The sequence below is a fragment of the Gordonia metallireducens genome, from assembly GCF_021245825.1.
Classification (GTDB): domain Bacteria; phylum Actinomycetota; class Actinomycetes; order Mycobacteriales; family Mycobacteriaceae; genus Gordonia; species Gordonia namibiensis.
The window spans coordinates 1-26,536 of the sequence record NZ_JAJQJP010000036.1 but is presented as its reverse complement, the minus strand read 5'-3'; the positions used below and the strand labels follow the sequence as shown (position 1 = coordinate 26,536).

Genomic DNA, 26,536 nt, shown 5'->3' with positions numbered 1-26,536 from the left:
ATGGCGATTCATTTCCAGGCGAAAACGGGCTGTTCGAAACCGTCGACGCGAGTCTGCCGATCCCGCAGAACCACCTCCGCGAACTGGTAGATCACCGCTGCGGTCGGCGCATGCACCAGCGATTCGACGATGGGCAGTTGAATCACCGGACGATCCGATTGCGGGATGTTCAGGAACCGCGGTTCCACAGCCAATTCCTGGAAGGTCACGAAGAACAGCTGCGCCACCTCGGCCGGATTCGGCGTCGGCTCCTGATACTCCTCGGCCCAGCAGACGATCGGGGTGATCACGAAACCGGACCGGGTCGGATAGTCGTCGAGTGTCCCGAGCACCGAACCGGGCGACAACTGCACACCGAGCTCCTCGTCGAGCTCCCGCAGCCCCGCGGTGATGTGGTCCTCCCCCGGGTCGAGCCGGCCACCGGGAAGCGCGAACTGGGCCGCGTGGCGACGCATCGTCGGCGGTCGCTTGCAGAGCCAGATGCCCTGTCGGCCGTCCTTCTCCGCCACCGCCAGCACGACAGCCGCTGCTGCCGATCCGGGGACGTCGACGGTCCGGTGCTGAAATCGTTCGACCCGTTCGGCCGCCACTGCCCGCTCGAGGTGAGTCACACCCTCAGTTCATCACGCCTGTCGTTCGACGCCGTGACGGCCTGCGCCAGGTGGTAGCCGAGCACGCTGAGTGTGAACAGGCCGATGGCCACGTTCAGCAATGCCCCGAAGCCCTCCATCGCGAAGTCCACCAGGGCGTTGCTGAGCATGAACACCAGCGCCGCGATGCGCAGTGTCCGCAACGGCCAGATGCCCGCCAGGCCCCGCCGGCGCGCGACCATCGCAGGTAGGGCCATGACGAAGACCACGATGCCGCTGATGAAGAGAATCCAGGTGGCCGGAGCGTTGTCCGCGAGCTCGAGGTAGAAGTCGACGTCGTCCGAACGATGTTCGGGGAAGACGAAACTCAACGCGCCGACGACCACCGCGAGCCCCGACGCCACCACGAGGCCCCAACCGACGATCGACACCCACCGTGGGCTGCGGAAGAAGTCCGGGATCAGTCCCACGGCCCGACCCCGCAGGATCATCAGCCGATCCGGCGTACCTCTGCTCGATTCCAGCAGGGCGCGCACGTTGGCGATGGTGGCGGTGTCGAAGCCGTTCGTCTCGGCGACGACGAGAAAATCCTCGGCCAACTGTCGACGACGCTCCGGGAGCCCGTGTGCGACACCTTCGGCTGCGATCGACGCCGCGTTGGCGAGCGCCTCGGCACCTGTGGGCGGTTTGAGGTCGCGGACGATACGACTGGCCAGGAGGACCAGGACCACGAGGACGTACATGATCTCCGGGGCCGGCCCGTAGAAGTAGTCGTTGTCGCGGGTGACGAACTTGCCGACTTCGTCTAGGAACAACCCGAAACCTATACCGCCCACGATGACCGCGGTGACACGCGCGTTGGCACCCAGGAACAGCCACCCGATGACGAGCGCCACCATCATGAGCGCCCCGCCCCACAGCGCGTGCGCGATGTGCAGGGTGCCGTTGCCGACCTGGGGGTAGCCGGTCAGCTCGAGATACAGGCGGGTGATGAGGATGGTGGCGATCGCGATGATGAGGAACCATTCGACGGCCGCGGTGCCGTGGGCGCTGCGGACGATCACCGAAGTGGTGCGAGTTCTCATGAAGTGAGTATTGCGGGTCGACGACCCGGCACCACGACAAACACTGCGGGTGGCACGAAACAAACGAGACCGCACCGCGACAAGCCGATTTGCTCGGCTCGTCGCGGTGCGGTCGTCGTTGCTTCTCAGGCCTCGAGCAGATCGGGGTCTAGGTCCCGTCCACCTGCCGGGCTGCCGATGCCGCGGATACCGAAACCGCTGTCCGCCCAGAGGCATTCACCGGTCACGACGCGTGCTGCGTCGGACGCCAGGTAGACGAAACCCTCGGCATAGTCGCTGGGCTCGGGGATGAAGCCGAGCGGAATGACCTCCTCGGCGCCGGGCAGCACCGCGTCGAGCGGTTCCTGGCCCAGGGCGGCGAGGCCTTCCATCTTCGTCCGGGCCACGCCGATGGCGACGCCGTTCACGCGGACCTTCGGCGCGAACTCGAACGCCAGTCCACGCACGATGCCCAGGTTGGCGTGCTTCGTGGACACGTAGAGCGTGCCGTCGTCGACGGCGCGGTAGCTGGCGATGGAACACGAGAAGATCATGTTGCCGCCGGTGCGCAGCAGGGCGGGCAGTGCCGCGCGGGCACCGAGCAGGTAGCCCTTGACGTTGATCGCGTAGATCTCGTCGATCGCCGCCTCGAGCTTGTCGAGCGGGACCTCGGCGAGGGAGAGATTGCCCGCTCCGACACCTGCGTTGCCCACGAAGACGTCCAGCTTGCCGAAGGCCTTCACGGCCTCGTCGACGGCGCGCTGGTTGTCGGCGAGGCTCTCCACCGACCCCAGCGTGGTGACCACGTTGTCGCCGAACGTCTCCGCCAGCTCGCCCAGGCGTTCTGCGTCGCGGTCGAGCACGGCGACCTTCGCGCCGGCCTCGACGTAACCCTCGACGACCGCACGCCCGATCCCGCCTGCACCGCCGGTGACGAGTGCGACCTTTCCGTCCAGTGTTGCCATGTGCTCGTTCCTCTCAGGCACTGACCGCGCCTCCGTTGATGTTGATGACCGCGCCGGTGGTGAAACTCCCCTGCTCCGATGCCAGGAAGGGCACCGCCGCAGCGATCTCACCGGGACGACCGAGCCGGCCGACCGCGATACCCGACGCGATCGACTCCTCGGTGACCCCGGACGCTTCGAAGTACTCGCCGAGATGTTCGGTCTTGATCGTCCCGGGATTGATGACGTTGGCGGTGACCCCGTGGGATGCGACCTCCGCCGCCAGTTGTTTGGTGAACCCGACCAGACCGGACTTGGCGGCCACGTATCCGATCGCGTTACCCAGTTGCGGTGCCGCGACGACCACCGAGCCGATGTTGATGATCCGACCCCACTTGCGGTCGATCATCTGCGGCAGCACGGCCTGGCAGAGCAGGAACGGAACGGTCAGATTGAGATGGAGCTGTTGATTCCACTCGTCTTCCGTCGACGTCAGGGTGTCCACGACGTCGGTGAAACCGCCCGCGTTGTTGACCAGGATGTCGACCTTCGGCGCCGCGCCGACGAGTGCGGCCCGGCCGGCCTCGGTGGTGAGGTCCGCGGCGCATCCGTACACGCGTCCCGGCGCGATCTGTTCCAGGCGTTGCTGCAGGTCGCCGAACTGGGCCGGGTTCCGACCGCCGACGACGACCGACGCACCATGTTCGAGCAGGGCGGTCGCGATGGCGAAGCCGATGCCGCGGCGGGCACCGGTCACCAGGGCGACGCGCCCCTCGAGATCAGTTGTCGCCATCGCGGCGCACACGTCCGCCGGGCTTGCCGATACCGCGGATCGACAGACCGCTGTCGACCGAGACCATCGTGCCGGTCATCGCGGCGGTGCCGACGCGCGAGGCCAGCAGGGTGAACACCTCGTTGTAGGCGTCCACACCCGAGACCTCCTGCAGCGGAAGCGCTTCGCGGGTTCCGTCGAGGACCGAGTCGGCTGCGGCCTGCCCCAGCGATCCGGTGCCCTTGAGGCGCGTGGGTGCGACGCCCGGCGCCACGCCGTTGACGCGAACGTCCGGTGCTAGTTCGTAGGCGAGCTGCTTGACCAGACCCAGAACCGCATGCTTCGACGCGGTGTAGAGCGCACCACCACCGCCGGCGTTCGAGCTCGCGTACGACCCGGTCAGGATGACGTTGCCCTGCGACTTGATGAGCTCGTCGAGGCAGGCCCGCACACCCAGCATCGGCGCCAGGACGTTGACTCCGAAGAGTTCGCCGAAGGCCGCACCCAGACGATCACCGGGGATGTCCTCGAGCGGGCGGGCGGCGTCGGTGATCCCGGCGTTACCGACGAAGACGTCGATCTTGCCCCAGGCCTCCGTGGCGGCATTGGCCGCCGCGAGGTTGCCCTCCCAGGTGCTCACGTCGGCGACGAGCGGAATGACCTTGTCACCGAACTCATCTCGCAGACTCTCCACGGCGGAGGAGATGTCGACGGCGACGACCCGCGCGCCCTCGTTGATGTAGCGCGACACGACCGACCGGCCGATACCCGCGCCCGCGCCGGTGAACACGATGACCTGATCGCTCAGAGCACTCATTTTGTTTGCCTTTCTCTCATTGCTTCGATCCACCGCCCGTACGCGTTGGCGTTCCTTCTTCGTCCGTCAGGCGGACCGTTGTGTCGCGGAAACCCCTACCGAGCAATGCATTTCGTTGATTCTAGCAGTCCCGGACCGGGCCACTTCCGGCGCCCCGTCGTCAGTTCCCGAGACCGGATCCGACAGTCGTACTGTCCTTCTCGTCTCGCTTCGACGCCACCAGGTAACCCACGGCGTAGAGGACGATGGACGAGAACAAGACGACCAGCTGCGCCGACTGGTTCCAGATCGCCGGAACCGTGGAGCTCTCCAGCAGGATGACACCCACGATCGACGGCACGATCCAGGCGATCAGACCCCAGCCCAGGCGGGGCAACCGCGCGTCGTCGACCTTCGGCCCGAAGGCGCGGTCGCGGGCGTTCAGGGCGAAGTGGGTGAGGACGACACCGACCCAGCCCACGACGAACACGCCCTGCCAATTCAGCGCGGTCTGCACGTAGCTGAACACGTCGGTCAGCATGAGCAGGAAGACCACAACCGCCACGGCAGCCACCCACGCCGCATGCGGCAGGCGGATCTTGGTGAAGGTGCTGAGGATTCGCTCGAAGTTCGTCGTCGACTGGTAGTAGTTCAGGGTGTTCACGCGGGTCTGCGAGATGACGATGAACAGCAGGCCGAAGAGTCCAGCGCTCATGAGGACTGCCTGGACGACACCGATCTCCGACGCCGGTTCGGTCGGCAGGGCCACCTGCACCAAGAAGATGCCGGCCACGCCGTTGATGATGAACAGGACGGCGTAGAAGACCCAGCCGAAGGTGACGTTCTCGTGGAACCGCTCGTCTTCCTTCTTCGCGAATCGTGCGAAGTCGACGGTGGTCGGCATCGTGATGAGGATGCCCAGGTAGAGGACCACACCCAGCAGCCAACCGGGCAGCGCACGTCCCTCGTCGGGGACGACGCCCTCGAAGCTCGTCCACGATCCGGAGTCGAACTTCACTGCTGCAGCGACGATAACGACGATCAGACCGATGAAGTAGAACGGCAAGAGGTATCCGTTCAGCTTCGCCATCCAGTCCTGGACGCGCCCCAGCATGAGCGGCAGCATGCCGAGCACCACCACGGCGTACCAGATCCGGATGTCGCCGGCCTCGAAGTACACCTGGAACGCGACCGCGAGCGTGCTGCTCTCGAAGATCGCGTAGTAGAGCACGGTCGCCGCCACCAGCAGTGCGGTGAGGGTCGCACCCCAGCGTCCGAAGATCGCCTTCGTGAGCATGGTGGTGTTGAGTCCGTAGCGGATTCCGAGGCGGGTCATGACGATGCTGACGGCACCGTAGAGGACCGTCGACACCACGACGGCGATGATCGCGTTCACGGTTCCGTACAGGCTGGCCGCGAGTGCGCCGTAGAAGAGCCAGACCATCGCCGACAACAGGGACCAGTACGACATGGTCACCTGCCAACGACCCAGCCGCATGGAGTTCGGGACCGCGGCGGTACTGAAGTTGGCGTCCGAACCCTCGTGTTCCGAGTGTTCGGTGGGGGGACTTGCCGGCAAAGCTGGCATCGATTACCTCCGGTTTTGCACACAGTTTTGAATACAGTGCGATCAGTGTGTACGAAGGACCCGCCCGAGGTAAGTCTTTCGTGTAACAGTTGCGTTACACCTCACGCCCTGATTGCGACTTCCCCTGGCGCGCAACGCCGCCGAGGTTCCCACTGAGTCGGATCGAGTTAGGAAAGCCTTGTCATCCGGCACGTTTTTGATACTTTGGGGACAATGTTGAATACAGTCGGCAACGCCGGCAGAAAGGCGGGGCGAGTGGCCAGCAGTCCGAAGACGCGGTCCGGAACAACGGTTGATGAACTCTGCACCGCACTTCGGGATCGCATCGTCGCCGGCAAGTACTTCCCCGGGCAGCGCATGTCGCAGGAACAATTGGCGGCGGAGTTCAAGGTCAGCCGCACCCCGCTTCGCGAGGCGTTCCAACGCCTGGAGGCCGACGGGCTCCTGGTCTCGACCGCCAACCGCGGCGTCCACGTCGCCCCGATCGTCAATTCCGAGACCGAACAGAGTTACGCCCTGCGCATCCTGCTCGAGCCGCCGACCGTCGCCGCGGTGCTCGAGTCGCTGTCCGACGCCGACATCGACCAGATGCAGACGGCGTTGCGCGACATGCGCGACCACCGCGATCACAGCAGGAGGTTCCAAGAGGCACATCTGGCGTTCCACGACGTGATCCGCGTCCGCTACCCGAAGTCCTTCGCGGACCTCACGCAGAACCTGTACACCATGATCTACCGGCATCAGAGCGTGTACCTCTCGCATCACCGGGCACCGGAGGACTTCATCGAGCTCGATCAAGACCTCCTCGACGCGATCACCGAGCGCCGCACGGGCTCGGCCCGTCGCGTGCTGGAATTCCACCTCATCGATGCGGCGCTGGGACTCGTCCTCGATGCCGATCCCGACCACGAGTTCGATTCCCTGCTCGTCGCGCTCAAGGGCCGCGACATCGTCCTCGAACACGACGACGCGGGCCGTGTTCCCCGGCCCGCACGTATCTACTGGCTCGACCACGACGAGGTCCTGCCGGAACGGACGACGTCGAACCTGATCCTCACCTACGCACCCAAATGACAAACCGCGGTCCCCGGTTCGCACCGGGGACCGCGGCTTTCGTCTGTCAGGGAGCGAGCAACGCACCGGCACGCGGCACGACCGGGTCGAGACCCAGCCGGTTGAGAATCCGCCACGTGGTGGCCGCGGACGCGGTGAGCACCGGGATGTCGAACTGCTGCTGCACGGTGTCGAGCACCGGCAGCGACGGCATCTGCACACATGCGCTGAGCACCAACGCATCTGCGTCGCTGGTGTCGACCTTCTTGACGTGCTCGATCAGGTTCTCGGGGTTCAGTCGCCCGACCTCGAGGTTGTCGGCGACCTCCAGGCTGAGCGAATCGACCACGGTGAACCCCTCGTGGGCGATGTAGTCGCACACCGTCTCGGTCAGCGGCTTCATGTACGGGGTCACGACCGCGATCTTCTTGACCCCGAGATGGGTCAGGGCCTCGGTCAGGGCACCGGCCGAGGACAGGACCGGGATGTCCTCCCCGCTCTCCTCCTTGGCCACCTGGGCGAGCTTCGGTTCGGCGCACGTGTGGTAGCGCAGGCCCTGCGACATGATCGCGACCAGGCAGGCGTAGGCCATCACGTCGACGCGGGCGTCGGCCAACTCCGCCGCGCACCGCAGCGAGTCGTTGTCCATCGCGGTCAACTCTTCCGGCGTCACCTTCTTCATGCGCATGCGCGAGGAATGGAAGGTGAACCGTTCGGGCCGGATCTCCTCGCGAGCGCGAAGCATCGCCGGGATCTCGGTCTCCATCGTGGTGTTGGAGCTCGGAACGATCATCCCGATGCGGTAGTTGTTCGTCATAGTGCCTGCCTAACAAAATAATTCATTACGGACCGACCCCGGCGGGCCGGCATGAACTGGGTTGCCCGGGCCGCCTCAGACGACCCGCAGGTGCGTGGTCTCGAGTTCCCGGACGACATCCGTCGTGCGGTGACGCCAGGAGATCTGTGCTCGCCGCCCGGCCCGCAGATCATCCAGACCGCCGAGCCCGAATGCCTGCCCGCGGATCGCGATCGGCAACGAGCAGAAACGATGGCCCGGGTCGGCGGTCGCGATCACACCCAACGCGGTGTCGAGCAGATGGAACGTGAGGATGTCCCGGGCCGAACCGGCGTCACCGGCCTCGACGGCCTCGAGGAACTTCTTGTCGGTCTCCATCACGTCGGAGACGGCGACCGGACGGGAGAAGTACAGGCGCTGATGCCGATCGATCTGGGTCAGCTGCGATTCGATCATCGTCTCGACCCCGGGCGGACACCGCTTCAGGAGTGCACGGTGGAAGTCCCAGTGGGCCAACTGAAATGTCCGCGAGCTCAGGTCGTTCTTCCCCATGGCCGCCAGGGCCTGTCGCATCTCGTCGAGATCCGCAGGGGTGACCCGCCCGAGGATCGCCGACACCACCGCGGGCTCGACGAGGAGCCGCAGCGCGTAGGACGCCTCGAGATCAGCGAGGTCGATCGGCGCCACCACCACTCCGCGATTCGCCTGGCTGACCACGAGGCCTTCGGCCTCGAGTCGCTGCAGCGCCTCGCGGAGTGGCGTACGGGAGAGTTCGAGCTCGCGCGCCAGTTGCACCTGCGAGAACGCGAATCCCGGTTCATACGAGCCGGAGACTATGCGTTCACGGAGTGCCTGGTACGCGGTCTCGACGGCGCTACCCCGAGCGCCCACCGATGTCACGCATCCTCGGACCCCAGACGGGTGGCGATCAGGTGGGTGAAGAACTCCGGCGTCTGCTCGGCCAGCACCTCCAGCGCCATCGCGTCGAGGAGGACTGTCGCTTCGGTCTTGGGGACGTACAGCTGGAGCCGAGCCCCGTTGCGTGTCCACACCTTTCGGAACTGGACACCGGCGAACTCGTTGCCGATGCCGTCCCATTCCTCCGCGCGCTCGACGCCGGTCGGCAGCTGCGCTGCGACCGACTCCTGGCCTGCGATGCCTTCGTCACTCATGCGTTCACTCCTACCGTCCGGCTCGTCACCGAGATGACCTTCGGTTCCGAACCATAGATCTCCGGACCGCGGACACCCCGCAGCACCGAGAGCTTCGCGCGTGCCGCTTCCACGGCGTCGAGGTCCAGCGTGACCACCTCGACCGCCGCCGGGCTCTCGCCCAGATCGGCCATGACCTCGCCCCACGGGGAGACGGCGAGCGCATGACCGTAGGTCGGGAACGCGTCGGTGTACTCCGGCGACGGCGAACGCACCGTGGCCGGTGCGACGACGTACGCCAGGTTCTCGATCGCCCGCGCCCGCAACAGGGTGTGCCAGTGGGCTTCCCCGGTCGACTGGACGAAAGCGGCAGGCACCAGCAGGACCTCGGCGCCGGCGAGCGCGAGCGCCCGGAACAACTCCGGGAAGCGCACGTCGTAGCAGATGGTCAATCCGACACGCACGCCGTCGATGTCGAGCACGGCCAGCTCCGACCCCGGCTTCTCCACCGACGACGCCTCGAAGGACTGGCCCCCGATGTTCGCGTCGAACAGGTGCAGCTTGTCGTATCGACCGGCGACGGTCCCGTCGGAGTCGATCACGATGGCGGAGTTGACGACCCCGTCGGCGGTCTGGTTCTTCATGCCGCCGACGATCACCGACACCCCGCGCCGCGCGGCCACCTCGGCCAGCGCCGCGATGGCCGGGCCGTCCTCGGTGAACGCCGAGGCACGCATCTGGACGTTCGAGCCGAGCATCAGGCCGTTCTCCGGCAGCACGACCAACGCCGCGCCCCCGTCCGCCGCCTGCTCGACCAGCGAGACGGCGACGGCGAGGTTGGCGTCGATGTCGGTGGTGGCGTGCCACTGCGTCAGGCCGACCTTGAGCGACCGTCCCGTCGTCTCCGTCATGACGAGACGCCTGCGGCGCTGTTCGCGGCCGCAGCCTTCGCAGCCGCCGCGTCGAGGTCCATGTTCACCACGGTCCAGCCGCCGCCGGAGGCCTCCATCGGCTCGTAGCTGTACACGTCGCCGAACACACCCGGACCGGTGATGCCGAGCATGATCATCCAGTTCATGATCTCGTACTGGCCGTGTGCGAGAAGCGGATACGGCTCGAGCGCGCACATGTCCAGACCGCGTCCGGTCGCCAGCAGCTTCAGCAGGTAGGTGTCGAACTCGACGTCGACGCCGCCGAAGTGGCCGGGGTCGAGCCAGTGCGACAGGCCACCGGTGGCCAGGACCGCGACCTTGAGACCGGAGTTCTCGATCGCGTCGCGCATCGCCACACCGAACTCGCGTGCGTTGAACGGCGAGAACGAGCGGGCCGGCTGGGTGATGATCGGGATGACCGGCAGGTCCGGCCGCGGCAGCAGCAGTCGCAGCGGGACGATGAGCCCGTGGTCGAGCTCGACCTTCTGTGCCTCTTCGACTTCCAGCCCGTGAGCGCGGACGACGCGGGCCAGCTCGGTGGCGAACTCGCGGTGACCGGTCAGCTGCAGATCGAGATCGGGGCGCTTGAAGAACTCCATCGAGCCGACGTGCTCGTCGCCGACACCCAGGACGAAATGCCCGGTGTTGAAGCTCTGGAAGTGGCAGTCGGCCGACACCAGGATGACGTCGGGATCGGCGGCCGCGATGTCACGGGCGAGCTTCTCGTAGCCGGCGAGCAGACGCTCGACGGCCTCCGGCGGGTCGATCTCGGGACGGGCCAGCAGGTCCGGCACATGCGAACAGCCACCGGCGAACACGAGGTTGCGCGGCAGGTCCGGCGTCGGGACCGGGATGCTGTCGTCGACGATGAAACCGCCGGTGCTCGCGGCGTCGCCGAGGTCATCGTTGAACCAGCGGCTGACCAGGATGGTGACACCGTCGTTGAGACCGATGGCACGCAGCCGGTCGCGGTTGCCGGACAGGATGGTCTCGGCCCATTCGGCGTCGATGCCCAGCAGTTCCGGCGCCCGCTCGGGGCTGGCCTTCACCGATGCGAGAAGGTCGGTGTCCTTGGCCATCTCGAGGATGGCGCGCTCGATGGAGCTCTTGTCGACACTCATTCGCTGACCAGCTTTCCGTCCCGGACCACGGCGACGCCGTCGATCTCGACCGTGCAGTTGCGCATCGGCACGTCGAGGTGTGCCGGGGTCTCGCGGTTGGCGAACCGGTTGGAACCGGTCGACCACATGAAGTTGCCTGCGGTGGAACGCAGTTCCTGGCCGTACAGCGAGCGCGGGTCGTAGACGTCGAACGCCGACCAGCGGGCACGCTCGAGCAGGCCCCAGCCCATGTGACTCAGTGCCCACACCTCGCTGTCGTTCCATGCCTCGAAGTAGTCGCGCAGCACGTGTGCGTCGGCACCGTCGCCCTTGATCTCCTGGATGAAGCCCTTCTCGACCTCGATGGTCACGGTGTCGCGGACGTAGCGCTGCCACGGGATCAGGGCGTCGCCCGGCTGCAGGACGATGCGGCCCTCGGCGGTGCGGTCGTTCGGGAAGCAGGCGACGAAGCCGGACGGCCAGTGGTCCCAGCGACCCGGCTCGTCGACGTAGCCCCACTGGTGGGTGATCGGCAGGTTCTCGCCGGAGATGTCCGCGGTCAGGTCGGTGCCGGCCGCGCTGGTCACGTGCAGGGTGCTGCCGGCACGGAGCTTGTTGCCGCCGTTCTCCACGGCCTCGCGCAGTTCGATGTTGCCGGCGAGACGCTCGAGGACGTCGTTGGGCTCGGCGACGAACAGCATCCGCTTGCCGTTGCCGGTGATGCGGGTACGAACGTCGGAGTGGATGAGGCCACCGACGGTGACGTCGATGACGATGTCGCACTCGCCGGCCGCGGCCAGCAGCGGGGCGACCTCACGGCCGTCCGCCTCGTAGGGCGGCAGGTTCGGATTCGACAGACTCGATGCGTGCAGGACGAGAGCGCTGGCGCCGAGCTGACGTGCGGCGGCGACCGCGGCGGAGACATACTCCTCCTTCTGGCCGAGCTCGGCGATGATGCCGACGGTCTCGGATGCGGTCACCTTGCAGAGCTTGAACTGCTCGACGAAGTTCTCGGTCAGGGTCTTCGGCATTTCTGGATTCCTCTGTTCGACGTTCGGTCAGATGTTCTGTGTTGTTGACGAATTCGCGGGGTTCGTCAGTGAGCGGCGCGGACCGCTCCCCCATCGACGGCGACGGCGTTGCCGGTCATGAAGGACGCCCGCGGCGACACGACGAAGGCGATGGTGTCGGCGATCTCGGCGGCCTCGGCCCAGCGGCCGAGCGGGATGTCCTTGACGATCTTCTCGATCTCCTGATCGACGGTGGTGCCGTTTCCGGCCGACTTCGACTCGACGATGTTCTTCATCCGGTCGGTGCCGGTGGCGCCGGGCATCACCTGGTTGACCCGCACACCGAAGGGGGCCAGTTCGGTGGCGAGCGACTTCATGAACGCCGACGCCGCCGAGCGGTACGAAGCCGAGAGCACGCCGCCGGGCGCCGGCTGGCGGACCCAGGTCGACGAGATCAGCACGATCGCACCCGACTTCTGCTCCCGCATCTGCCGTCCGGCGTCGAGCGCCAGCTGGACCACCGGACGCAGCAGCGTGTCGTGCGCGGCTTCCCAGTCCTCCCAGGTGGAGTCGAGCACCGGCGTGATCTTGGGGCCGGGGGTGTTGAGGACGACGACGTCGAGACTCCCGTACTGCTCCACGATCTCCTCGACGAGGCCGGCGGTGGCCCCGCTCTCGGAGAGGTCGGCCTGCCAGGGCACGATCTGTCCGTCGTCGAACTTCTCCGGCTCGCCTCCGCTACGCGAGAGAGCGATCACCGTCATTCCCTCGGTGGCCAGACGTTCGGCGGTCGCCCGGCCGATACCCCGGGAGGCTGCCGTGACGAGTGCAACCCCGTTGTCCAAACCCAAATACACCGATGACTCCTTTGTTGATGTTCGCTCGCTGTCGGCGACGGCTTCCGCCGGTGCCGGTCAGGAGATCTCGCGGATCGCCTGCTCGGCGCAGAGCGAGATCGCCCGTCGCGCATTGCCTTCGTCGCCGGCGGGGACGGTTCCGTCACCCTCTACCGACGCATAACCCCATTCGTCCGACCGGAGGACCGACGGGCACATGTCGAAACACGTTCCGTAGCCGTCACATTTGGTTGCATCGACCGCAACTCGCATCACCGGTCTCCCTTCTCGGCGCCTTCACGGCGGGTCAGTTCCAGCCCCGCACTGCGGGCCAGTGCGGAGGCTCCGTCGATGAAGCTGCAGGCACCTCGACCGCTGAGTGTCGAGCCCCACCTCATCAACTTCTCGGTGGCGTCCGGCTGGGTGACACCGCGGCTGATCTGGCGCAGGGTCCGGGCGATGGCACCGGTTCCGCTGACGCAGACGCCGCACTGCTTGGCCGACTCCATCTGGTACCAGGCGGCCAGTTCGGTGGCCGTCTCCAGAACGTCGTCCTCGGGGCCCAGCACGGTCACCGCCGCGCAGCCCAGTCCGCCGCCCGCCGCCGCGAACGCGTCGTAACAGCACGGCAGCGCGACCGCCGAGGCGTCCAGGACACCGCCGAACCAGCCACCGACGAGCAGACCCCTGACGTTCTCGACCGAGCCGCCCGCGGCGGTGATCAGGTCGGAGACGGGCCGGCCCAGTTCCATCTCGTAGACGCCGGGCCGTTCGAGGTCGCCGGTGACGGTGAACAGCGCGGTCCCCTTGGCGGTCTGCGTTCCGACCGAGGCGAATTCGGCTCCACCGTGGATGCGGATCCAGGCCGCGTGCGCCAGCGACTCGACGTTGTTGATCAGCGTCGGCAGACCACGGACACCCGCTTCGAAGGGCCGCGGCGGCTTGCTGGTCGGCAACGCCGGACCACCGTTGATCGCCTGGCAGATCGCCGATTCCTCACCGGCGACGTAGCTCATGCTGGTCCGGAACACCCGCAGGGTGAGCCCCTCCGGCACCAGGCCGGCCTGGTCGAGGTCGGCGATCGCGGCCTCGACCGACGACGCCGCATCCTCGTGGGACACACAGACGATGGCCTCCGACGCACCGACGGTGGCCGCCGCGATCAGCAGGCCGTCGAGGACCAGGTGCGGACGGCGCGTCAGCAGCCAGCGGTCCTTCGACGAGGCCGGCTCGCCCTCGTGTCCGTTGGCGACCACGACGCAGTCGCCGGGTGCCGCGGCCACGGTGCTCCACTTGCGGAAGACCGGGAAGCCCGCTCCGCCGCGTCCGCGCAGACCGGAGATCTCCAGTTCATGCAGTATGACGTCGCGTTCGACCGGCCCGGCGAAGGCGCCGAGGCGGCGTTCGTCGTCCAGTCCCCAGCCGTCCTGCTCCACGCCCGGCACGACCAGACGCGCCCGCGTCCCGTCGACGACCTCGGCAGGCGGAATGATGTCGGCGGCGCGATACAAGACGGGCCGTAAAGTTGTTGTCATCCCACGCTCCTGACCATTCGAATTGCTTCCTGCACGTCAATGACGTCGCCGTACTTGGCGTCGATGTCCAGCAGCGAGGCGTCGTGCGGCGCCGCTTCCCGGTCGCCGACGCATTCCCGCACCACGAAGGTGGGGAAATCGGCGGCGCAGGCATCGACTGCTGTTGCCCGGACACATCCGGATGTCGTTGCACCCGTGACGATCACGCTGTCGGCACCCAGCTCCCGCAGCAGCTCGGCGAGCCCGGTGTAGGCGAACGCCGAGGCGGTCTGCTTGACCACCAGGTGTTCGCCCTCGCGCATCCCGAGCCGCGAGTCGATCTCCACCGGTCGCGTCCCTTCGCGCAGTTCCTTCATCGCCGGCATCTTCTGCAGCCAGGTGCCGCCGATGCCGTCGTTGTCGACGGGGAACGCGATGGTGGTGAAGATGATCGGCACACCGGCCGCGCGGGCGGCGGCGAGCAGATCGTTCGTCGCATCGACCACCGCGTCGAGGTCGCAGCCGGGGCCGTACTGCGGTTCGGTGAACCCGAACTGCAGGTCGACGACCACCACGGCGGGCGAGGTGCCCGGCGTCAGCCGGCCGAGGAGGCCACCGCGCCGGTAGCGTTCACGCAACTGCGATTCCGCTTCGGCGGCAGCGGTTTCGGTGCCGGCGGAGTCAGCGGTGGCGAGGTCGGCGCTCAAAACTCGAACTCCGGCCACTCCCCCGGCTCGGCCCGCATCATGTCGGCGTAGAAGCTGTACATGTTGCGCTGCACGCCTTCCTCGTACCGGGTCCAGAAGACCTTTCCGGGGCCGGGCCAGTCGTCGGGGTCCACCTCGGTGGCGATGCCGACACCGGGCATGCCCATCTGGTAGTTCAGGTCGAAGTCGAGCAGTTCGGCGGCCACCGAGCTGCCGTTCTTGGCCACGGTCAGCCACGGCTCGGTGTCGTCCATCTCGAAGGCACCGCCGAGCGAGAACGTGCCCAGGCCGGCACGGTAGGTGCGGTCCTTCTGCTCCGGGGTCATGTTCTTGTAGCCGATGAAGTAGTTCCAGATCTCGATCTGGCCCGGGCCCTTGGGCTGCCAGGTGCGGATCGTGAGCACACCGGTCGGCGCGTGGTTGGCGCCGTCCTCGGTCATCGGCAGGGCGAGGATCGAGAAGTTCGGGAAGACGTTGCCCACGAAAACGCGTGAGCGACGGGCGACCTCGAGCTGCTCGGGGCTGATGTCGGAGCCCTTGAAGGTGGCCGCGAGGTCCTCCGGGAAACCGAAGAAGTTGGGGCCCGGCTCGTCGGCGTACTCGGCCATCGAGAACGACAGCGAGTGACCCGGCGAGGCCTGGATGTGGTAGCCCATCATGTTCTCGCTGAAGGGAACCGGGAACGCGCCGATGCTCCACACCGACTTGTGCAGCGTGCCGAGGTGGTAGTCGTCGCCGGAGAAGTTGTCCGCACCGGACTTCCAGTTGGCGTCGACGACGAACCGCTGCGGCGCACCGAGCACCTCGACGCCGTCCTTGTCGAGACCGAACACCAGGTCGAGGTACCAGGCCATGCCGCCGAGGTATTCCCGCAGCGGGGGCGCCGAGGCGTCGAGCGTGGCGAAGATCAGGCCGTGGAAGGACTCGACCTGCGCGGCCCTGGCCAGCCCGTTCTCCGACTTCTTCATGTTGCCGAAGGCGTTCTTCCACAGCGGGGCTCCGACGAGCTCGCCGTCGGCGGAGTAGGTCCAGCCGTGGTACGGGCAACGGAAGTGCGAGGAGTTACCGGAGTCCGAGCGGCAGATCTGGACGCCGCGGTGCCGGCAGGCGTCGAACAGGACGTTGACCTTGCCCTGCTCGTCACGGGACACGATGAACGAGTCCTCGCCGATCTTGCGCAGGACGTAGTCGCCGTTGGCGGCGATCTCCGACTCGTGGGCCATGTAGACCCAGCTGCGGCCGAAGATCTTGCGCAGTTCGGCCTGGTAGACCTCGGGGTTTCCGAAGATGGCGGACGGGATGCGGCCTTCGGGGAGACCGGCCTCGATCTCGTCCATCAGACTCTGCACCCGCGGCGACAACGCGGACTGGGCTGGTGTGGGCTTCATCAGAATGCTCCTGGGCTGGAAGAGCTGGGAAGTGGTGCTAGAAGAACAATGAGAGGTTGTGCGTACCGATGACGGTCAGATCGAGATAGACGACCCGCTTGAGCAGGCGCCATCGGCCGTCCTCACGACGCAGGATGTCGTCACGCTCGCCGGAGAGCATCTGCGGCGTGGTCTGTTCCTGACGCGTGCGGTAGATCAGCACGTTGCTCTTGACCCGCAACAGATGGTCGCCGTCTTCGTGCTCACGGGTACGGATGTTGGAGACGAAGTGACGCACGCGCGACGGCGGGTCCTCGGCCCACGCGTACTTCGTCTCACCACGGGCCACCCGTGAGTTGAGCGAGCCGAGCGTCTCGTTCAGATGAAACGTCGACTCGGTGAACCCCTTGCCACGCGCTCGTTCGACCGTCTCGCGGACGGGAACCTGATAGACGATGTCCGGGCTGACCATGGTGCTGAGCCACTCGCGCTCGTTGTAGTCGTCCAGCAGTTCGCACTCGAACATCAAGAAATCGACTGCCTCGATGTGGCGCGGGTCCGCAATGGACAGCGGCGGCTTCGATGTTGCCGGCGAGTCTTCCACCCGGAGACCTCCTCGTAACTGAATACAATTTTGGATGCATGCAGAGTCTGCATACAGTTCGCGATCCCCGCAAGGGGGCGCCGAGTTCTGTTACACGCCCGTCACAATTTTGTCTGTCGCGGACGGAATACCTCCGGAACGAATATCGGCCGAAGACTTGCGCCGCCGGAGGTTTCCCCTGATCCTAACTGTATCCAAAGCTACATACACTTTAGTTAGGTCACCCAAAGTTCGGTCGTCGCAACGTTTCTCGACCGATCCCGCCCCATGCAGTGCTCCCCCAGTCAGCCCAAACGAACCGCTACACACGCGAGGGACCCACTATGAAACCGCCTCCGTTCGACTACGTCGCCCCTTCCTCGGTCGAAGAAGTCCTCGATCTGCTCTCCGATGCTCAGGACGGTGCATCGCTCCTGGCGGGCGGCCAGAGCCTGATGCCACTGCTCAACATGAGATTCGCCCGGCCCGAGCTGATCATCGACATCAACCGCGTGGACGGCCTCGACGGCATCGTCGTGTCCGCCGACAAGGTGACCGTCGGTGCCACCGTCCGTCTGGCCACCATCGAGCACGATCCCGACGTCGCCGCGGCCCTGCCGATCCTCGCGACGGCAGCGTCCTACGTCGCCCACCCGCAGATCCGGGCCCGCACCACCATCGGCGGCACGCTCAGCCACGCGGACCCGTCCGCGGAGATGCCCACCGTCGCCGTCGCCCTCGGCGCGACGATCAACCTCCGCTCGAAGACCGGCACCCGGTCGGTATCGGCCGAGGAGTTCTTCGAGTCCACCTTCACCACCTCGAAGGAAGCCGATGAGCTGCTGGTCTCGGTGGACTTCCCGCGCGAGGCCGGCATGACCTTCGTCTACGACGAAATCTCCCGCCGCCAGGGCGATTTCCCGTTCGCCGGCCTGTGCCTGGGCCTGTCGGTGCGGGACGGCGTCGTGGCGAGTGCGCGTGCGGCCGCCGCCGGTGTCGCCGACATCCCGCAGCGCCTCCCCGCGCTCGAGGCCGCGCTCGTCGGCCGGTCCATCGCCGAGGCCACCGAAGACGCCGCGGCCGCGGCCGCCGGTGAGGCCAACCCGCCCACCGACATCCACGGCACCGCCGCCTACCGGCGAGGACTCCTCCGGTCCCTCGTCCGTCGTATTTTGTCCACGCTTGACGAGGAGCAGAAATGACCGAACCGACCAAGTCGATCACGTTCACGCTGAACGGATCCGAGTGCACCAGAACGGTTCCGGTCCGCACTCTGCTGAGTGACTTCCTCCGCCACGACGAGGACCTGACCGGCACCCACGTCGGCTGCGAGCAGGGCGTCTGCGGCGCCTGCACCATCCTCGTCGACGGCACCCCGGTCCGGTCGTGCCTGATGCTGGCCGTGCAGGCCGACGGCGCGACGGTCGAGACCGTCGAATCGCTGGCCGACGAGGGCGAGCTGTCCTGCTTCCAGAAGGCGATGAAGGACGAGCACGGCCTGCAGTGCGGTTTCTGCACCCCCGGCATCCTGATGAGCGTGACCGCGGCCCAGCGTTGCGGGCGCACGGTCGAAGACACCGAGACCGAGGTTCTCGGTGGACACGTCTGCCGCTGCACCGGTTACACCGGCATCCGCTCGGCGATCCGCAAGACCTGGACGGAGGCCTCCGAATGACCCCCACGGAAACCAACCAGAACGCACTGATCGGCGCGTCGGTCCCGCGTGTCCAGGACGACCGCATGCTCGCCGGACAGGGCTGGTACGTCGACGACATCAAGGCCACCGACGCACTGCACGCCGCGGTGCTGCGCAGCCCGATCGCCGCCGGCCGCGTCACCGGCTTCGACGCCACCGAGGCCATGGCCGAGCCGTCGGTCCGCTTGGTGCTCGGCCCCGACGAGCTCGAGGCCGGCCTCGACACCCTGCCCGCGCCGTGGCTCATCCCCGGCCAGCAGGAGGTCGACTTCGTCCTGTTCGACCGGCAGATCCGCTACGTCGGCCAGCCGCTGGCCATCGTCGTCGCCGAGAGCCGCGCGGCCGCCGAGGACGCCCTGGAACTCATCGAGCTCGACTTCGAGGAGACCCAGGCGATCGTCTCCATCGAGGAGGCCCGCGCCGAGGGTGCCCCGCTGGTGCATCCCGAACTCGGCTCCAACCAGGTCGGCCAGATCCACTTCGGTGATCCCGTCGACGCCCTGGAGGAGGCCTTCGCCAAGGCGCACACGGTCATCGACCGGGTGTTCACCATCCCCCGCATCAGCCACAACTCGATGGAAGCGCGCGGCATCCTCGCCGAATGGATTCCGGCGACCGGGCAGATGACCATCCATTCGAGCACCCAGGTGCCGCACATGGTCCGCCAGGACGTCGCCAAGGCGCTGCGCCTGCGCGCCGACCAGGTGCGTGTCGTCGCCCCCGACGTGGGTGGCGCGTTCGGCCTCAAGACGCTGCTCTTCCCCGACGAGGCCTTCGTGTGCCTGGCCGCCAAGACCCTCGGCGCCAAGATCAAGTGGATCGAGGACCGCTCCGAGGCCCTGGTCTCCAGCTACCAGGGTCGCGGCCAGCTCGACCGCGCTCGTCTCGCCCTCGACGCCGAAGGCAAGTTCCTGGCCCTGCACGTCGACCTGCACGGCGACGTCGGCGCGCACTCGTGCACCGGCACCGGCGGCACCGGACCCTTCCAGGTGTCGGGTCTGATGGTCGAGGGCCCGTACAAGTACGCCGACGCCGCCGGCGCGACGGTGACCGCGTGGTACACCAACGCCGTCCCGACCGGCGCCTACCGCGGCTACGGCATGCAGGAGGCCACCTACGTGCGTGAGCGCCTGGTGGACGAGGCCGCCCGCGTGATGGGCATCGATCCGGTGGAACTGCGTCGCCGGAACATGCTCACCGAGGAGGAGCTGCCGTTCGTCACGCGTCTGCAGATGCCGTACGACTCCGGCGACTACCCGGAGTCCTTGCAGCGTGCGGTGGAGATGGCCGAGGGCAAGAACACCACCTCGACCGACCGGGTGCGTCGCGGAATCGGCTACGCCTCGTTCACCGAGATCACCGGCTTCGCCCCCACCGCCCTCACCGAGGTCTTCGGAATCCACTGGAGCACCTGGGATTCCAGCAAGGTCCGGGTCAACGAGGACGGTTCGGTCACGGTGTTCTCGGGTCTGACCGCGATCGGTCAGGGTGTCGAGACGGCCTTCGCGCAGATCGCCGCCGACGTGCTCGAGGTCCCGCTCGACCGTGTCTCGGTCCAGCTCGGTGACACCGCGGTCTCGCCGTTCGCCAACATGGCCTCGCAGGCCAGCCGCGCGCTGACCATCGGCGGTCCGGCATTGTTCGACGCCGCCACCCGGCTGCGCGATCGCATCCAGACGCTCGCCGCGAACACGCTCAAGACCGAGCGCGACAACGTCACCTTCGACGGGGACAAGTTCTCCACCCTCGACGGCTCGGCATCGGCGACGTGGCAGGAGGTCGCCCACCGCGGCTGGATGGGCTGGGGCCGCGGCGACAGCGACAAGATCGCCCTCGAGGAGCTCGGCGAGTACGACCCGCCGAGCATCACCTACGGTTACGCCACCCACGCCGCGCAGGTCGCCGTCGACCTCGACACCGGCAAGGTCGACGTCGAGAACTACTGGCTCGTCCACGACGCCGGTGTGCTGGTCAACCCGATGATCGTCGAAGGCCAGATCGTCGGCGGCGTCGCCATGGGCTTCGGCACGGCACTGCTGGAAGAGGTCGTGTACTCCGATGCGGGACAGCCGCTGACGACCACCTACCTCGACTACCTGCTGCCGGCGTCGGAAAACATCCCCGAGATCGAGATGGAGCACACCGTCCATCCGAGCGCGATCACCCCGGGCGGCTACAAGGGTGTCGGCGAGAGCGGCACCATCCCGCCACCCGCGGCCATCGCCAACGCCGTGGCGAACGCCGTCCCGGAGATCGCCGAGAACCTGGTCGCGCTGCCCATGTCCCCGACCCGGGTGTGGACGCTGCTCGACAAGGCCGGCCTGACCCGCTGATTTGCACCAGCCATCTAGAAAAGCAAGGCAGACAACATGATTCTCGAAAACACTTTCTCGGTTCCGGCCGGAATCGACGAGGCGTGGAAATTCCTCAACGATCCCGAACGCGTCGCCCCGTGCATGCCCGGCGCCACGCTGGACTCCTTCGAAGGCGATGACATCGCCGGTCGGGTGAAGGTCAAGGTCGGCGCCATCCAGATGAGCTACAAGATGAAGGGCCGCTTCGTCGAACGCGACGACGAGAAGCACCGCCTGGTCATCGAGGGCACCGGCAAGGAGAACCGCGGCGCGGGCACGGTCAACGCCACCGTCACCCTCACCCTGACCGAGAACGGCTCCAACACCGACGCTCTCGTCGAGACCGACCTCGCGATCACCGGCCGCCCGGCCCAGTTCGGTCGCGGCGCCCTGGAGGACATCGGCGGCAAGATCGTCGGCCAGTTCGCCAAGAACCTGGCCACCCAGTTCGACGAGCCGGCCCCGGCCGAGGAGACCGCCGCTCCGGCTGCTGCTTCGGCCACTGCGGCCCCGGCTGCGGCCGCGGCGGCGCCGAAGACCGTCGCCAAGCCGGCCGAGGCCGAGCCGCTGGACCTCGTCAGCGTCCTGGGCCCCGACCGCGACAAGGTCATCAAGGTCGCCGCCGCGGTGCTCGTCACCCTGGGCCTCGGCTTCCTCCTCGGCCGTCTCACCAAGCGCGGATAGGGGATTCGGCCATGATGCGCGACGTATTGGGGACGATCAGCCGGTGGCATGACGCAGACATCGACTGCGCGATCGCCACCGTCATCTCCTCGCAGGGATCGATACCGCTCCCCGTCGGCAGCATCATGGCCGTCTCCCGCGACGGCGCAGTCGCCGGAAGCATTTCCGGCGGCTGCGTCGAAAGCGACATCTTCCACGAGGCCCTGGACGTCCTCGACACCCGGGTGCCGGTGATCCGCACCTACGCCATCGACGACGACGAGGCCGGCTCCATCGGCTTGATGTGCGGCGGCTCGATGCGGGTTCTCGTCCACCCGGCCGGTCGCGCCGATCTGCCGGGCCTGTCGGCCATCGCCGACCCGCTGCCCGAGACCGTGCCGGTCTCCGTGGCCACCATCGTCTCGGCGGGTGAGCTCCAGGGCCGCACCATCGTGACCGTCGGCGACCAGGTCGCCGGCACCCTCGTCAATCCCCTTCTCGACGCGGAGGTCATCAAGCAGGCCCGCCGGCATCTCGAGGCCGGGTCGGCGGTCACGGTCGACATGGGCGTCACCGGCAACTGCCTCGAATCCGATCTGAGCGTGCTGATCTCGTCGACCGCGCAGCCGCCGCACCTGATGGTGTTCGGCGCCGTCGACTTCTCCCGCGCCCTCATCCGGTCGGCCAAGGCGCTGGGCTACCGGGTCACCCTGTGCGACGCCCGGCCGGTGTTCGCGACCCCCGAACGGTTCCCCGAGGCCGACGAGGTCGTCACCATGTGGCCGCACACATACCTGGAATCACAACCCATCTCGGCGTCGACGCTGATCTGCGTGCTCACCCACGACCCCAAGTTCGACGTGCCGGCGCTGACGGTCGCGCTGCGTTCCGGCGCCGGTTATGTCGGTGCGATGGGCAGCCGCCGCACCCACCACGATCGTCTCGCGCGGCTGCGCGCCGCCGGGGTCACCGACGACGAGCTCGCCCGCCTGTCCTCCCCCATCGGCCTGGACCTGGGTGCGGTGACCCCGGAGGAGACCGCGATCTCGATCCTGGCCGAGATCATCGCCCAGCGCCGCGGCGGCACCGGCAGCCCGCTCGGCCGCGTCGACGGACCGATCCACCGGTCCGTGGTGCCCGCGCTCACCCCCGGCTGAGCCGGTTTTACCCACCGCCGGCTGGGCCGGCTCATGAACCTTCTGCCCCCGGGTGTGTCTGTCCCCGGGGGCAGAATCCATTCTCGGGTGTATCAGGTTGGGGCAGTAATCATCTCGGGTTTGCCTGTTCCCGGCATAATCGGCCGTCGCGTGTGGTGCTGTCCCCCGGGCGTCAGTTCTACGGGTGTGCCTGTCCCGCTGGCGTGTCTAACCCCCGGTGAACGGGGGCATCACGTCGACGCGGGCGCCGACCTTCGTCGACAGCTCGCGGGTGAACTCGCCGTCGCCCCGGCCGTCGGCGGCGGGGCCGAGCAGGTAACCCGCCACCGCGAGGATGCGACCCAGGTCGGGGCCGTGCCGGTCGACGAGCACGGTGCGCAGTTCGCGGAGATCGGCGCGGGCGGTCAGGTGGACGACCTCCGACCGGATCCCGGTGACCGCCTCCGCCGCTGCGAAGTAGCGCACCTCAACCGCTTTCGTGCCGTCAGCCACCGATAGCTCCCATACTCCGTTGCGGGGGAACGAAGTCCGCTGCTGCGACTCCGTGTCCGGCCCATTTGTTCCACATGGCGCCACGCCACAGGTCGGCGATGTCGTCGTCGGTGGCGTTGCCGCGCAACGCCGCCCGCAGGTCGGTCTCGTCGTCGCTGAACAGACACGACCGGACGGTGCCCTCGGCGGTGAGCCGGGTGCGGTCGCAGTCCGAGCAGAACGACCGGGTGACCGAGGCGATGATGCCCACCGTCGCGGGGCCGCCGTCGACGAGCCACCGTTCGGCCGGCGCGGACGGGTCTTCCCGACCGGTCGGGGTCAGTGTGAACCGCGTGCCGAGGACGTCGAGCAGCTCCTGCGCCGACACCATCTGGTCGCGGGTCCACGTCTGGTCGGCGTCGAGGGGCATCTGTTCGATGAACCGCAGTTCGACGCCCTCGTCGAGGCACCACTGCAGGATATCCGCGGCCCCGTCGAGGGTGTCGGGCATGAGGACCGCATTGACCTTCACGCGCCCGATGAACGTTTTGGCGGCCCGGATGCCCGCGAGCACCGAATCGAGGCGGTCACGGCGCGTCAGGGCCGCGAAATGGTCCCGGTCGACGGTGTCGAGGGAGATGTTGATGCGGGTGAGGCCGGCCAGCGCCAGACCCTGCGCGCGGTGTTCCAGTCCGACGGCGTTGCTCGTGATGGCCAGCGGCACATGCGGTGCGACGTGCACGCAGCCGCGGATGATGTCCTCGAGGTCGCGGCGCATCAGCGGTTCGCCGCCGGTGAACCGCACCTCCTGCACGCCGAGCTTGTTCACCGCGATCCCCACCAGGCGGACGAGTTCGCCGGCGTCGAGGAGCCGGTCACGCGGAATGGCCGGCAGACCCTCGGCGGGCATGCAGTAGGTGCACCGCAGCGAACACTTCTCGGTGATCGACACCCGCAGGTCCCGCGCGACCCGGCCGAACCGGTCGACGAGGGTGCCGACCAGCGGCCGGTCGGAGACGTCGGCCGTTCCCGTCCGGATGGACGGCATGCCCATCGCCACCTGCACCACGAAAGTCCCCGTCCGGTCCGTCGATTCCTACTACATACAGAATTGTATTCAGTTGATCTTGGCTGGTCCGGTGGCAGTTCGCAAGCGCTGGCGGCAGAGATCTCCGGCGGGAGCCCCACCGAGGGGAACCGGCGGCACTTCGCGTGCGTCTCATCTCCGACCGACCCCCGTCGTGCAGGAGGAATCATCATCGCCGCAGAGCTGCCGTGCCGCCGCTGCCCCGCCGTGCGCGGGATGCGGCCGCCGCGCCGACGCCCATGAGCATCACCAAGTACCGGACGGCCTCGGGTGCCGCCCGCTGGCGGGTGAGCTGGCGTCTCCCCGACGGCCGCACCCGCAGCAAGGCGTTCGGCACGCTGCGCGAGGCCCGGGCGTTCGAGGCGGAGGCGGTCGCGTCCCGCAACCGGGGTGTGGTGTTCGATCCGCGGCGCGGCGACGCGGTCACCGTGGCGTCGGTCTATGCGTCGTGGCTGGCCACCCGCCAGGATGTGACGCCGAAGGTGCGACGCGGGTTCACCGACAACTGGCGGCTGCACGTGGCACCGGCGTTCGGGACCTGGCCGGTGACCCGGGTCGACCGGGAGTCCATCCAGATGTGGGTGAACGAGATGGACTGTTCACCGCGGACCAAGCGGTGGCGGCATTCGCTGCTGCGGATGATCCTGGCGCATGCGGTGCTCGAGGGTCTGCTGATGAAGAACCCGGCCGAACGGACCGTGTTCCCGCCGCTAGATCTGGCCGAACACCTCTACCTCACCCACGCCGAGGTCGACGAGCTGGCGACCCGCTGCGGCGCCCAAGGCGACATCGTGCGCATCCTCGCCTACACCGGGCTGCGCTGGGGTGAGCTCACCGGGCTGAGCGTGGCCGACGTCGACCTGATCCGCAGGCGGATCTCCGTGCGTCGCTCGATGACCCAGGTCGGCGGCACGCTCGTGACCGGTAAACCCAAGAGCCGGGCCGGAATCCGCAGCGTGCCGCTCCCCCGGTCGCTGGTCGCGGTGCTGGCCGCCCGTATCGACGGCCGGGCCCGCACCGCGCCGGCGGTCACCTCGCCGCGCGGGGCGCGGTTGAGCCGGGAGAATTGGGTGCGGGCGGTGCGGTGGCGGGAGCAGGTCACCGCGCTGGGCTATCCGGCGCTGCGGGTGCACGATCTGCGCCACACCTATGCGAGTCTGGCCCGCGCCGCCGGCGCCGATCTGCGGCTGCTGCAGGTGGCGATGGGCCATGCCTCGATCACGGTGACCGCCCACACCTACGCGGATCTGTTCGACGGCGAGCTCGACGCGGTGGCCGATGCCCTGGATGCCCGCGTGGTGGAGATCACCGGTCCGGCGGTCCCCGACGAACCGTGACCGGCGCGGCTCGATCCGACCCCGGAAACCAGAAAAACCTCCCGGAGCAACCGGGAGGTTTTCGTGGTGGCCAGAGTCGGGATCGAACCGACGACCTTCCGCTTTTCAGGCGGACGCTCGTACCAACTGAGCTACCTGGCCCTAAGACGACCGGCGCATCCGGTAGAACCGAATGCGCCGGTCATCTTTGGCGACCCTGACGGGACTCGAACCCGCGACCTCCGCCGTGACAGGGCGGCGCGCTAACCAACTGCGCCACAGGGCCTTGTTTAATTGTTCTGTCCGACTCTCGTTTCCGAGTGCCGCACAGGCGTACCCCCTACGGGATTCGAACCCGCGCTACCGCCTTGAAAGGGCGGCGTCCTAGGCCGCTAGACGAAGGGGGCCGGTCTCGCTTCTCCGCTGGGAGCTCGCATAGCTTATGACAGGTTTTGCGCGCAACACAAATCGGCTGGTCAGAGCTATAAAACGGCGATTTACGCACCCTCGCTGCCTGACGTGCACCCCCTCGCTGCTGGAGGCGCGAAGCCGCCCCCCCGCCGCCTGAGGTGCGAGGAGTGATAGCGACGAGCCACGAAGGCCTCGCAACAAGCCTTGAAACCAAGTGCCCTCACAGCCCCACCGGACACAGTCCCCGCGGCCGGCTCGACACACCCACAGGCCCTCGTTCACCCCGTCCCGGCAAGCTGTAAACTCATCGACGCCCCGGCTCGCCTGGGGCATACGCCCCTATAGCTCAGTTGGTAGAGCTACGGACTTTTAATCCGCAGGTCCCAGGTTCGAGCCCTGGTGGGGGCACCATCGTGACCAGGCGATTCGCTTTCGAGCGAGTCGCTTTCGTCGTTCTGGGCCATTGTCGTAGGCGCAGTGGAAAGTGTTGGGGTGATGCGGGTGCGTAACGACATGCGAATCCCTCCCACGCGGGTCGACCATGGGAGCCCAGACCAACAGACGCTGCCGACGAACTC

The 26,536-nt window shown here is 67.4% G+C and carries 27 protein-coding genes and 4 tRNA genes; 8 read left to right on the top strand and 23 right to left on the bottom strand.

Going from position 1 to position 26,536, the window contains the following annotated elements; translation table 11 throughout:
- Positions 1–8: 8 nt before the first annotated feature.
- The 6 genes from LQD00_RS15250 to LQD00_RS15225 form a co-directional block, all read right to left on the bottom strand.
- The gene (locus LQD00_RS15250; RefSeq protein WP_232718022.1) at positions 9–611 is read right to left on the bottom strand and encodes an NUDIX hydrolase; all 603 of its coding nucleotides are present in this window, start codon (positions 609–611) and stop codon (positions 9–11) included.
- A complete protein-coding gene (locus LQD00_RS15245) occupies positions 608–1,654 on the bottom strand; it encodes a hypothetical protein (protein ID WP_232718041.1) in 1,047 nt (348 codons plus the stop codon). Before LQD00_RS15245 ends, LQD00_RS15250 begins: the two co-directional genes overlap by 4 nt.
- Before the next feature lie 146 nt (positions 1,655–1,800).
- Entirely contained in the window at positions 1,801–2,619 is an 819-nt protein-coding gene (locus LQD00_RS15240; RefSeq protein ID WP_232718021.1) for an SDR family oxidoreductase, read from the bottom strand.
- 13 nt (positions 2,620–2,632) lie between these two features.
- Positions 2,633–3,391 (bottom strand): SDR family NAD(P)-dependent oxidoreductase, encoded by a 759-nt coding sequence (locus LQD00_RS15235; protein WP_232718020.1) that lies wholly within the window; start codon positions 3,389–3,391, stop codon positions 2,633–2,635.
- The gene (locus LQD00_RS15230; protein ID WP_232718019.1) at positions 3,378–4,187 is read right to left on the bottom strand and encodes an SDR family NAD(P)-dependent oxidoreductase; all 810 of its coding nucleotides are present in this window, start codon (positions 4,185–4,187) and stop codon (positions 3,378–3,380) included. The genes LQD00_RS15235 and LQD00_RS15230 overlap by 14 nt, the downstream gene beginning before the upstream one ends.
- Positions 4,188–4,347: 160 nt before the next feature.
- Positions 4,348–5,754, bottom strand: coding sequence for a purine-cytosine permease family protein (locus tag LQD00_RS15225; RefSeq protein ID WP_232718018.1), 1,407 nt, complete (start codon positions 5,752–5,754; stop codon positions 4,348–4,350).
- A 255-nt stretch (positions 5,755–6,009) separates the two neighbouring features.
- Between LQD00_RS15225 and LQD00_RS15220 the strand changes: the two genes are divergently transcribed.
- The gene (locus tag LQD00_RS15220; protein WP_232718017.1) at positions 6,010–6,828 is read left to right on the top strand and encodes a GntR family transcriptional regulator; all 819 of its coding nucleotides are present in this window, start codon (positions 6,010–6,012) and stop codon (positions 6,826–6,828) included.
- A gap of 46 nt (positions 6,829–6,874) precedes the next feature.
- Here the strand turns inward: LQD00_RS15220 and LQD00_RS15215 are convergent, their stop codons facing one another.
- The 12 genes from LQD00_RS15215 to LQD00_RS15160 all read right to left on the bottom strand — a co-directional run bounded on the left by LQD00_RS15215 (position 6,875) and on the right by LQD00_RS15160 (position 16,824).
- Positions 6,875–7,624, bottom strand: a complete 750-nt coding sequence (locus LQD00_RS15215) for a maleate cis-trans isomerase family protein (RefSeq protein ID WP_006865112.1) — start codon at positions 7,622–7,624, stop codon at positions 6,875–6,877.
- 75 nt (positions 7,625–7,699) lie between these two features.
- Positions 7,700–8,503, bottom strand: coding sequence for a GntR family transcriptional regulator (locus LQD00_RS15210; RefSeq protein ID WP_232718016.1), 804 nt, complete (start codon positions 8,501–8,503; stop codon positions 7,700–7,702).
- Complete coding sequence (locus LQD00_RS15205; protein ID WP_232718015.1) at positions 8,500–8,775, bottom strand: hypothetical protein; 276 nt, start codon at positions 8,773–8,775, stop codon at positions 8,500–8,502. The genes LQD00_RS15210 and LQD00_RS15205 overlap by 4 nt, the downstream gene beginning before the upstream one ends.
- Complete coding sequence (locus tag LQD00_RS15200; RefSeq protein ID WP_006865115.1) at positions 8,772–9,665, bottom strand: nitrilase-related carbon-nitrogen hydrolase; 894 nt, start codon at positions 9,663–9,665, stop codon at positions 8,772–8,774. The genes LQD00_RS15205 and LQD00_RS15200 overlap by 4 nt, the downstream gene beginning before the upstream one ends.
- The gene (locus LQD00_RS15195) at positions 9,662–10,807 is read right to left on the bottom strand and encodes a DODA-type extradiol aromatic ring-opening family dioxygenase (RefSeq protein ID WP_232718014.1); all 1,146 of its coding nucleotides are present in this window, start codon (positions 10,805–10,807) and stop codon (positions 9,662–9,664) included. Before LQD00_RS15195 ends, LQD00_RS15200 begins: the two co-directional genes overlap by 4 nt.
- Complete coding sequence (locus tag LQD00_RS15190) at positions 10,804–11,817, bottom strand: M29 family metallopeptidase (RefSeq protein WP_006865117.1); 1,014 nt, start codon at positions 11,815–11,817, stop codon at positions 10,804–10,806. The genes LQD00_RS15195 and LQD00_RS15190 overlap by 4 nt, the downstream gene beginning before the upstream one ends.
- Before the next feature lie 65 nt (positions 11,818–11,882).
- Positions 11,883–12,653, bottom strand: coding sequence for an SDR family oxidoreductase (locus LQD00_RS15185; RefSeq protein ID WP_232718013.1), 771 nt, complete (start codon positions 12,651–12,653; stop codon positions 11,883–11,885).
- Positions 12,654–12,710: 57 nt separating this feature from the next.
- The gene (locus LQD00_RS15180; RefSeq protein WP_232718012.1) at positions 12,711–12,905 is read right to left on the bottom strand and encodes a ferredoxin; all 195 of its coding nucleotides are present in this window, start codon (positions 12,903–12,905) and stop codon (positions 12,711–12,713) included.
- Positions 12,905–14,167 carry an NADH-ubiquinone oxidoreductase-F iron-sulfur binding region domain-containing protein gene (locus tag LQD00_RS15175; RefSeq protein ID WP_232718011.1) on the bottom strand — a complete coding sequence of 421 codons (1,263 nt, stop codon included), beginning with the start codon at positions 14,165–14,167 and terminating at the stop codon, positions 12,905–12,907. Before LQD00_RS15175 ends, LQD00_RS15180 begins: the two co-directional genes overlap by 1 nt.
- The gene (locus LQD00_RS15170) at positions 14,164–14,853 is read right to left on the bottom strand and encodes an isochorismatase family protein (protein ID WP_269785053.1); all 690 of its coding nucleotides are present in this window, start codon (positions 14,851–14,853) and stop codon (positions 14,164–14,166) included. Before LQD00_RS15170 ends, LQD00_RS15175 begins: the two co-directional genes overlap by 4 nt.
- Positions 14,850–16,241, bottom strand: a complete 1,392-nt coding sequence (locus LQD00_RS15165) for an aromatic ring-hydroxylating oxygenase subunit alpha (protein WP_232718010.1) — start codon at positions 16,239–16,241, stop codon at positions 14,850–14,852. Before LQD00_RS15165 ends, LQD00_RS15170 begins: the two co-directional genes overlap by 4 nt.
- Before the next feature lie 37 nt (positions 16,242–16,278).
- Complete coding sequence (locus LQD00_RS15160; RefSeq protein WP_232718009.1) at positions 16,279–16,824, bottom strand: aromatic-ring-hydroxylating dioxygenase subunit beta; 546 nt, start codon at positions 16,822–16,824, stop codon at positions 16,279–16,281.
- A 323-nt stretch (positions 16,825–17,147) separates the two neighbouring features.
- On the opposite strand from LQD00_RS15160, the gene LQD00_RS15155 reads away from it, so the two are divergent.
- From LQD00_RS15155 to LQD00_RS15135, 5 genes are read left to right on the top strand one after another with little or no spacing between them, the layout of a single operon-like run.
- On the top strand, positions 17,148–18,005 hold the full coding sequence (locus LQD00_RS15155; RefSeq protein ID WP_232718008.1) for an FAD binding domain-containing protein: 858 nt from the start codon (positions 17,148–17,150) through the stop codon (positions 18,003–18,005).
- Entirely contained in the window at positions 18,002–18,478 is a 477-nt protein-coding gene (locus tag LQD00_RS15150; RefSeq protein WP_232718007.1) for a (2Fe-2S)-binding protein, read from the top strand. The genes LQD00_RS15155 and LQD00_RS15150 overlap by 4 nt, the downstream gene beginning before the upstream one ends.
- Positions 18,475–20,832 carry a xanthine dehydrogenase family protein molybdopterin-binding subunit gene (locus LQD00_RS15145; protein ID WP_232718006.1) on the top strand — a complete coding sequence of 786 codons (2,358 nt, stop codon included), beginning with the start codon at positions 18,475–18,477 and terminating at the stop codon, positions 20,830–20,832. The genes LQD00_RS15150 and LQD00_RS15145 overlap by 4 nt, the downstream gene beginning before the upstream one ends.
- Positions 20,833–20,868: 36 nt before the next feature.
- Positions 20,869–21,537, top strand: a complete 669-nt coding sequence (locus LQD00_RS15140) for an SRPBCC family protein (RefSeq protein WP_232718005.1) — start codon at positions 20,869–20,871, stop codon at positions 21,535–21,537.
- A 14-nt stretch (positions 21,538–21,551) separates the two neighbouring features.
- Positions 21,552–22,673 carry an XdhC family protein gene (locus tag LQD00_RS15135; RefSeq protein WP_406567034.1) on the top strand — a complete coding sequence of 374 codons (1,122 nt, stop codon included), beginning with the start codon at positions 21,552–21,554 and terminating at the stop codon, positions 22,671–22,673.
- Between the two features lie 207 nt (positions 22,674–22,880).
- Here LQD00_RS15135 and LQD00_RS15130 read toward each other — a convergent pair whose 3' ends face one another.
- Together LQD00_RS15130 and moaA are read right to left on the bottom strand one after the other, a co-directional pair.
- A complete protein-coding gene (locus LQD00_RS15130) occupies positions 22,881–23,165 on the bottom strand; it encodes a MoaD/ThiS family protein (RefSeq protein ID WP_232718003.1) in 285 nt (94 codons plus the stop codon).
- On the bottom strand, positions 23,158–24,213 hold the full coding sequence (moaA, locus tag LQD00_RS15125; RefSeq protein WP_232718002.1) for a GTP 3',8-cyclase MoaA: 1,056 nt from the start codon (positions 24,211–24,213) through the stop codon (positions 23,158–23,160). Before moaA ends, LQD00_RS15130 begins: the two co-directional genes overlap by 8 nt.
- A 257-nt stretch (positions 24,214–24,470) precedes the next feature.
- Between moaA and LQD00_RS15120 the strand changes: the two genes are divergently transcribed.
- Positions 24,471–25,568, top strand: a complete 1,098-nt coding sequence (locus LQD00_RS15120) for a site-specific integrase (RefSeq protein WP_269785058.1) — start codon at positions 24,471–24,473, stop codon at positions 25,566–25,568.
- Positions 25,569–25,632: 64 nt separating this feature from the next.
- Here the strand turns inward: LQD00_RS15120 and LQD00_RS15115 are convergent.
- The 3 genes from LQD00_RS15115 to LQD00_RS15105 form a co-directional block, all read right to left on the bottom strand.
- Positions 25,633–25,709: transfer RNA gene (locus LQD00_RS15115), tRNA-Phe, on the bottom strand.
- Between the two features lie 47 nt (positions 25,710–25,756).
- Positions 25,757–25,833: transfer RNA gene (locus LQD00_RS15110), tRNA-Asp, on the bottom strand.
- Positions 25,834–25,881: 48 nt separating this feature from the next.
- Positions 25,882–25,954, bottom strand: a tRNA-Glu gene (locus tag LQD00_RS15105).
- Between the two features lie 339 nt (positions 25,955–26,293).
- Between LQD00_RS15105 and LQD00_RS15100 the strand changes: the two genes are divergently transcribed.
- Positions 26,294–26,369: transfer RNA gene (locus LQD00_RS15100), tRNA-Lys, on the top strand.
- Positions 26,370–26,536: the final 167 nt, after the last annotated feature.

Coding starts and splice junctions, on each gene's coding strand:
- LQD00_RS15240 (WP_232718021.1), bottom strand. CDS start 2,619: ATGGCAACACTGGACGGAAAGGTCGCACTCGTCACCGGCGGTGCAGGC.
- LQD00_RS15235 (WP_232718020.1), bottom strand. CDS start 3,391: ATGGCGACAACTGATCTCGAGGGGCGCGTCGCCCTGGTGACCGGTGCC.
- LQD00_RS15230 (WP_232718019.1), bottom strand. CDS start 4,187: ATGAGTGCTCTGAGCGATCAGGTCATCGTGTTCACCGGCGCGGGCGCG.
- LQD00_RS15225 (WP_232718018.1), bottom strand. CDS start 5,754: ATGCCAGCTTTGCCGGCAAGTCCCCCCACCGAACACTCGGAACACGAG.
- LQD00_RS15215 (WP_006865112.1), bottom strand. CDS start 7,624: ATGACGAACAACTACCGCATCGGGATGATCGTTCCGAGCTCCAACACC.
- LQD00_RS15205 (WP_232718015.1), bottom strand. CDS start 8,775: ATGAGTGACGAAGGCATCGCAGGCCAGGAGTCGGTCGCAGCGCAGCTG.
- LQD00_RS15200 (WP_006865115.1), bottom strand. CDS start 9,665: ATGACGGAGACGACGGGACGGTCGCTCAAGGTCGGCCTGACGCAGTGG.
- LQD00_RS15195 (WP_232718014.1), bottom strand. CDS start 10,807: ATGAGTGTCGACAAGAGCTCCATCGAGCGCGCCATCCTCGAGATGGCC.
- LQD00_RS15190 (WP_006865117.1), bottom strand. CDS start 11,817: ATGCCGAAGACCCTGACCGAGAACTTCGTCGAGCAGTTCAAGCTCTGC.
- LQD00_RS15180 (WP_232718012.1), bottom strand. CDS start 12,905: ATGCGAGTTGCGGTCGATGCAACCAAATGTGACGGCTACGGAACGTGT.
- LQD00_RS15175 (WP_232718011.1), bottom strand. CDS start 14,167: ATGACAACAACTTTACGGCCCGTCTTGTATCGCGCCGCCGACATCATT.
- LQD00_RS15165 (WP_232718010.1), bottom strand. CDS start 16,241: ATGAAGCCCACACCAGCCCAGTCCGCGTTGTCGCCGCGGGTGCAGAGT.
- LQD00_RS15155 (WP_232718008.1), top strand. CDS start 17,148: ATGAAACCGCCTCCGTTCGACTACGTCGCCCCTTCCTCGGTCGAAGAA.
- LQD00_RS15150 (WP_232718007.1), top strand. CDS start 18,002: ATGACCGAACCGACCAAGTCGATCACGTTCACGCTGAACGGATCCGAG.
- LQD00_RS15145 (WP_232718006.1), top strand. CDS start 18,475: ATGACCCCCACGGAAACCAACCAGAACGCACTGATCGGCGCGTCGGTC.
- LQD00_RS15140 (WP_232718005.1), top strand. CDS start 20,869: ATGATTCTCGAAAACACTTTCTCGGTTCCGGCCGGAATCGACGAGGCG.
- LQD00_RS15135 (WP_406567034.1), top strand. CDS start 21,552: ATGCGCGACGTATTGGGGACGATCAGCCGGTGGCATGACGCAGACATC.
- LQD00_RS15120 (WP_269785058.1), top strand. CDS start 24,471: ATGAGCATCACCAAGTACCGGACGGCCTCGGGTGCCGCCCGCTGGCGG.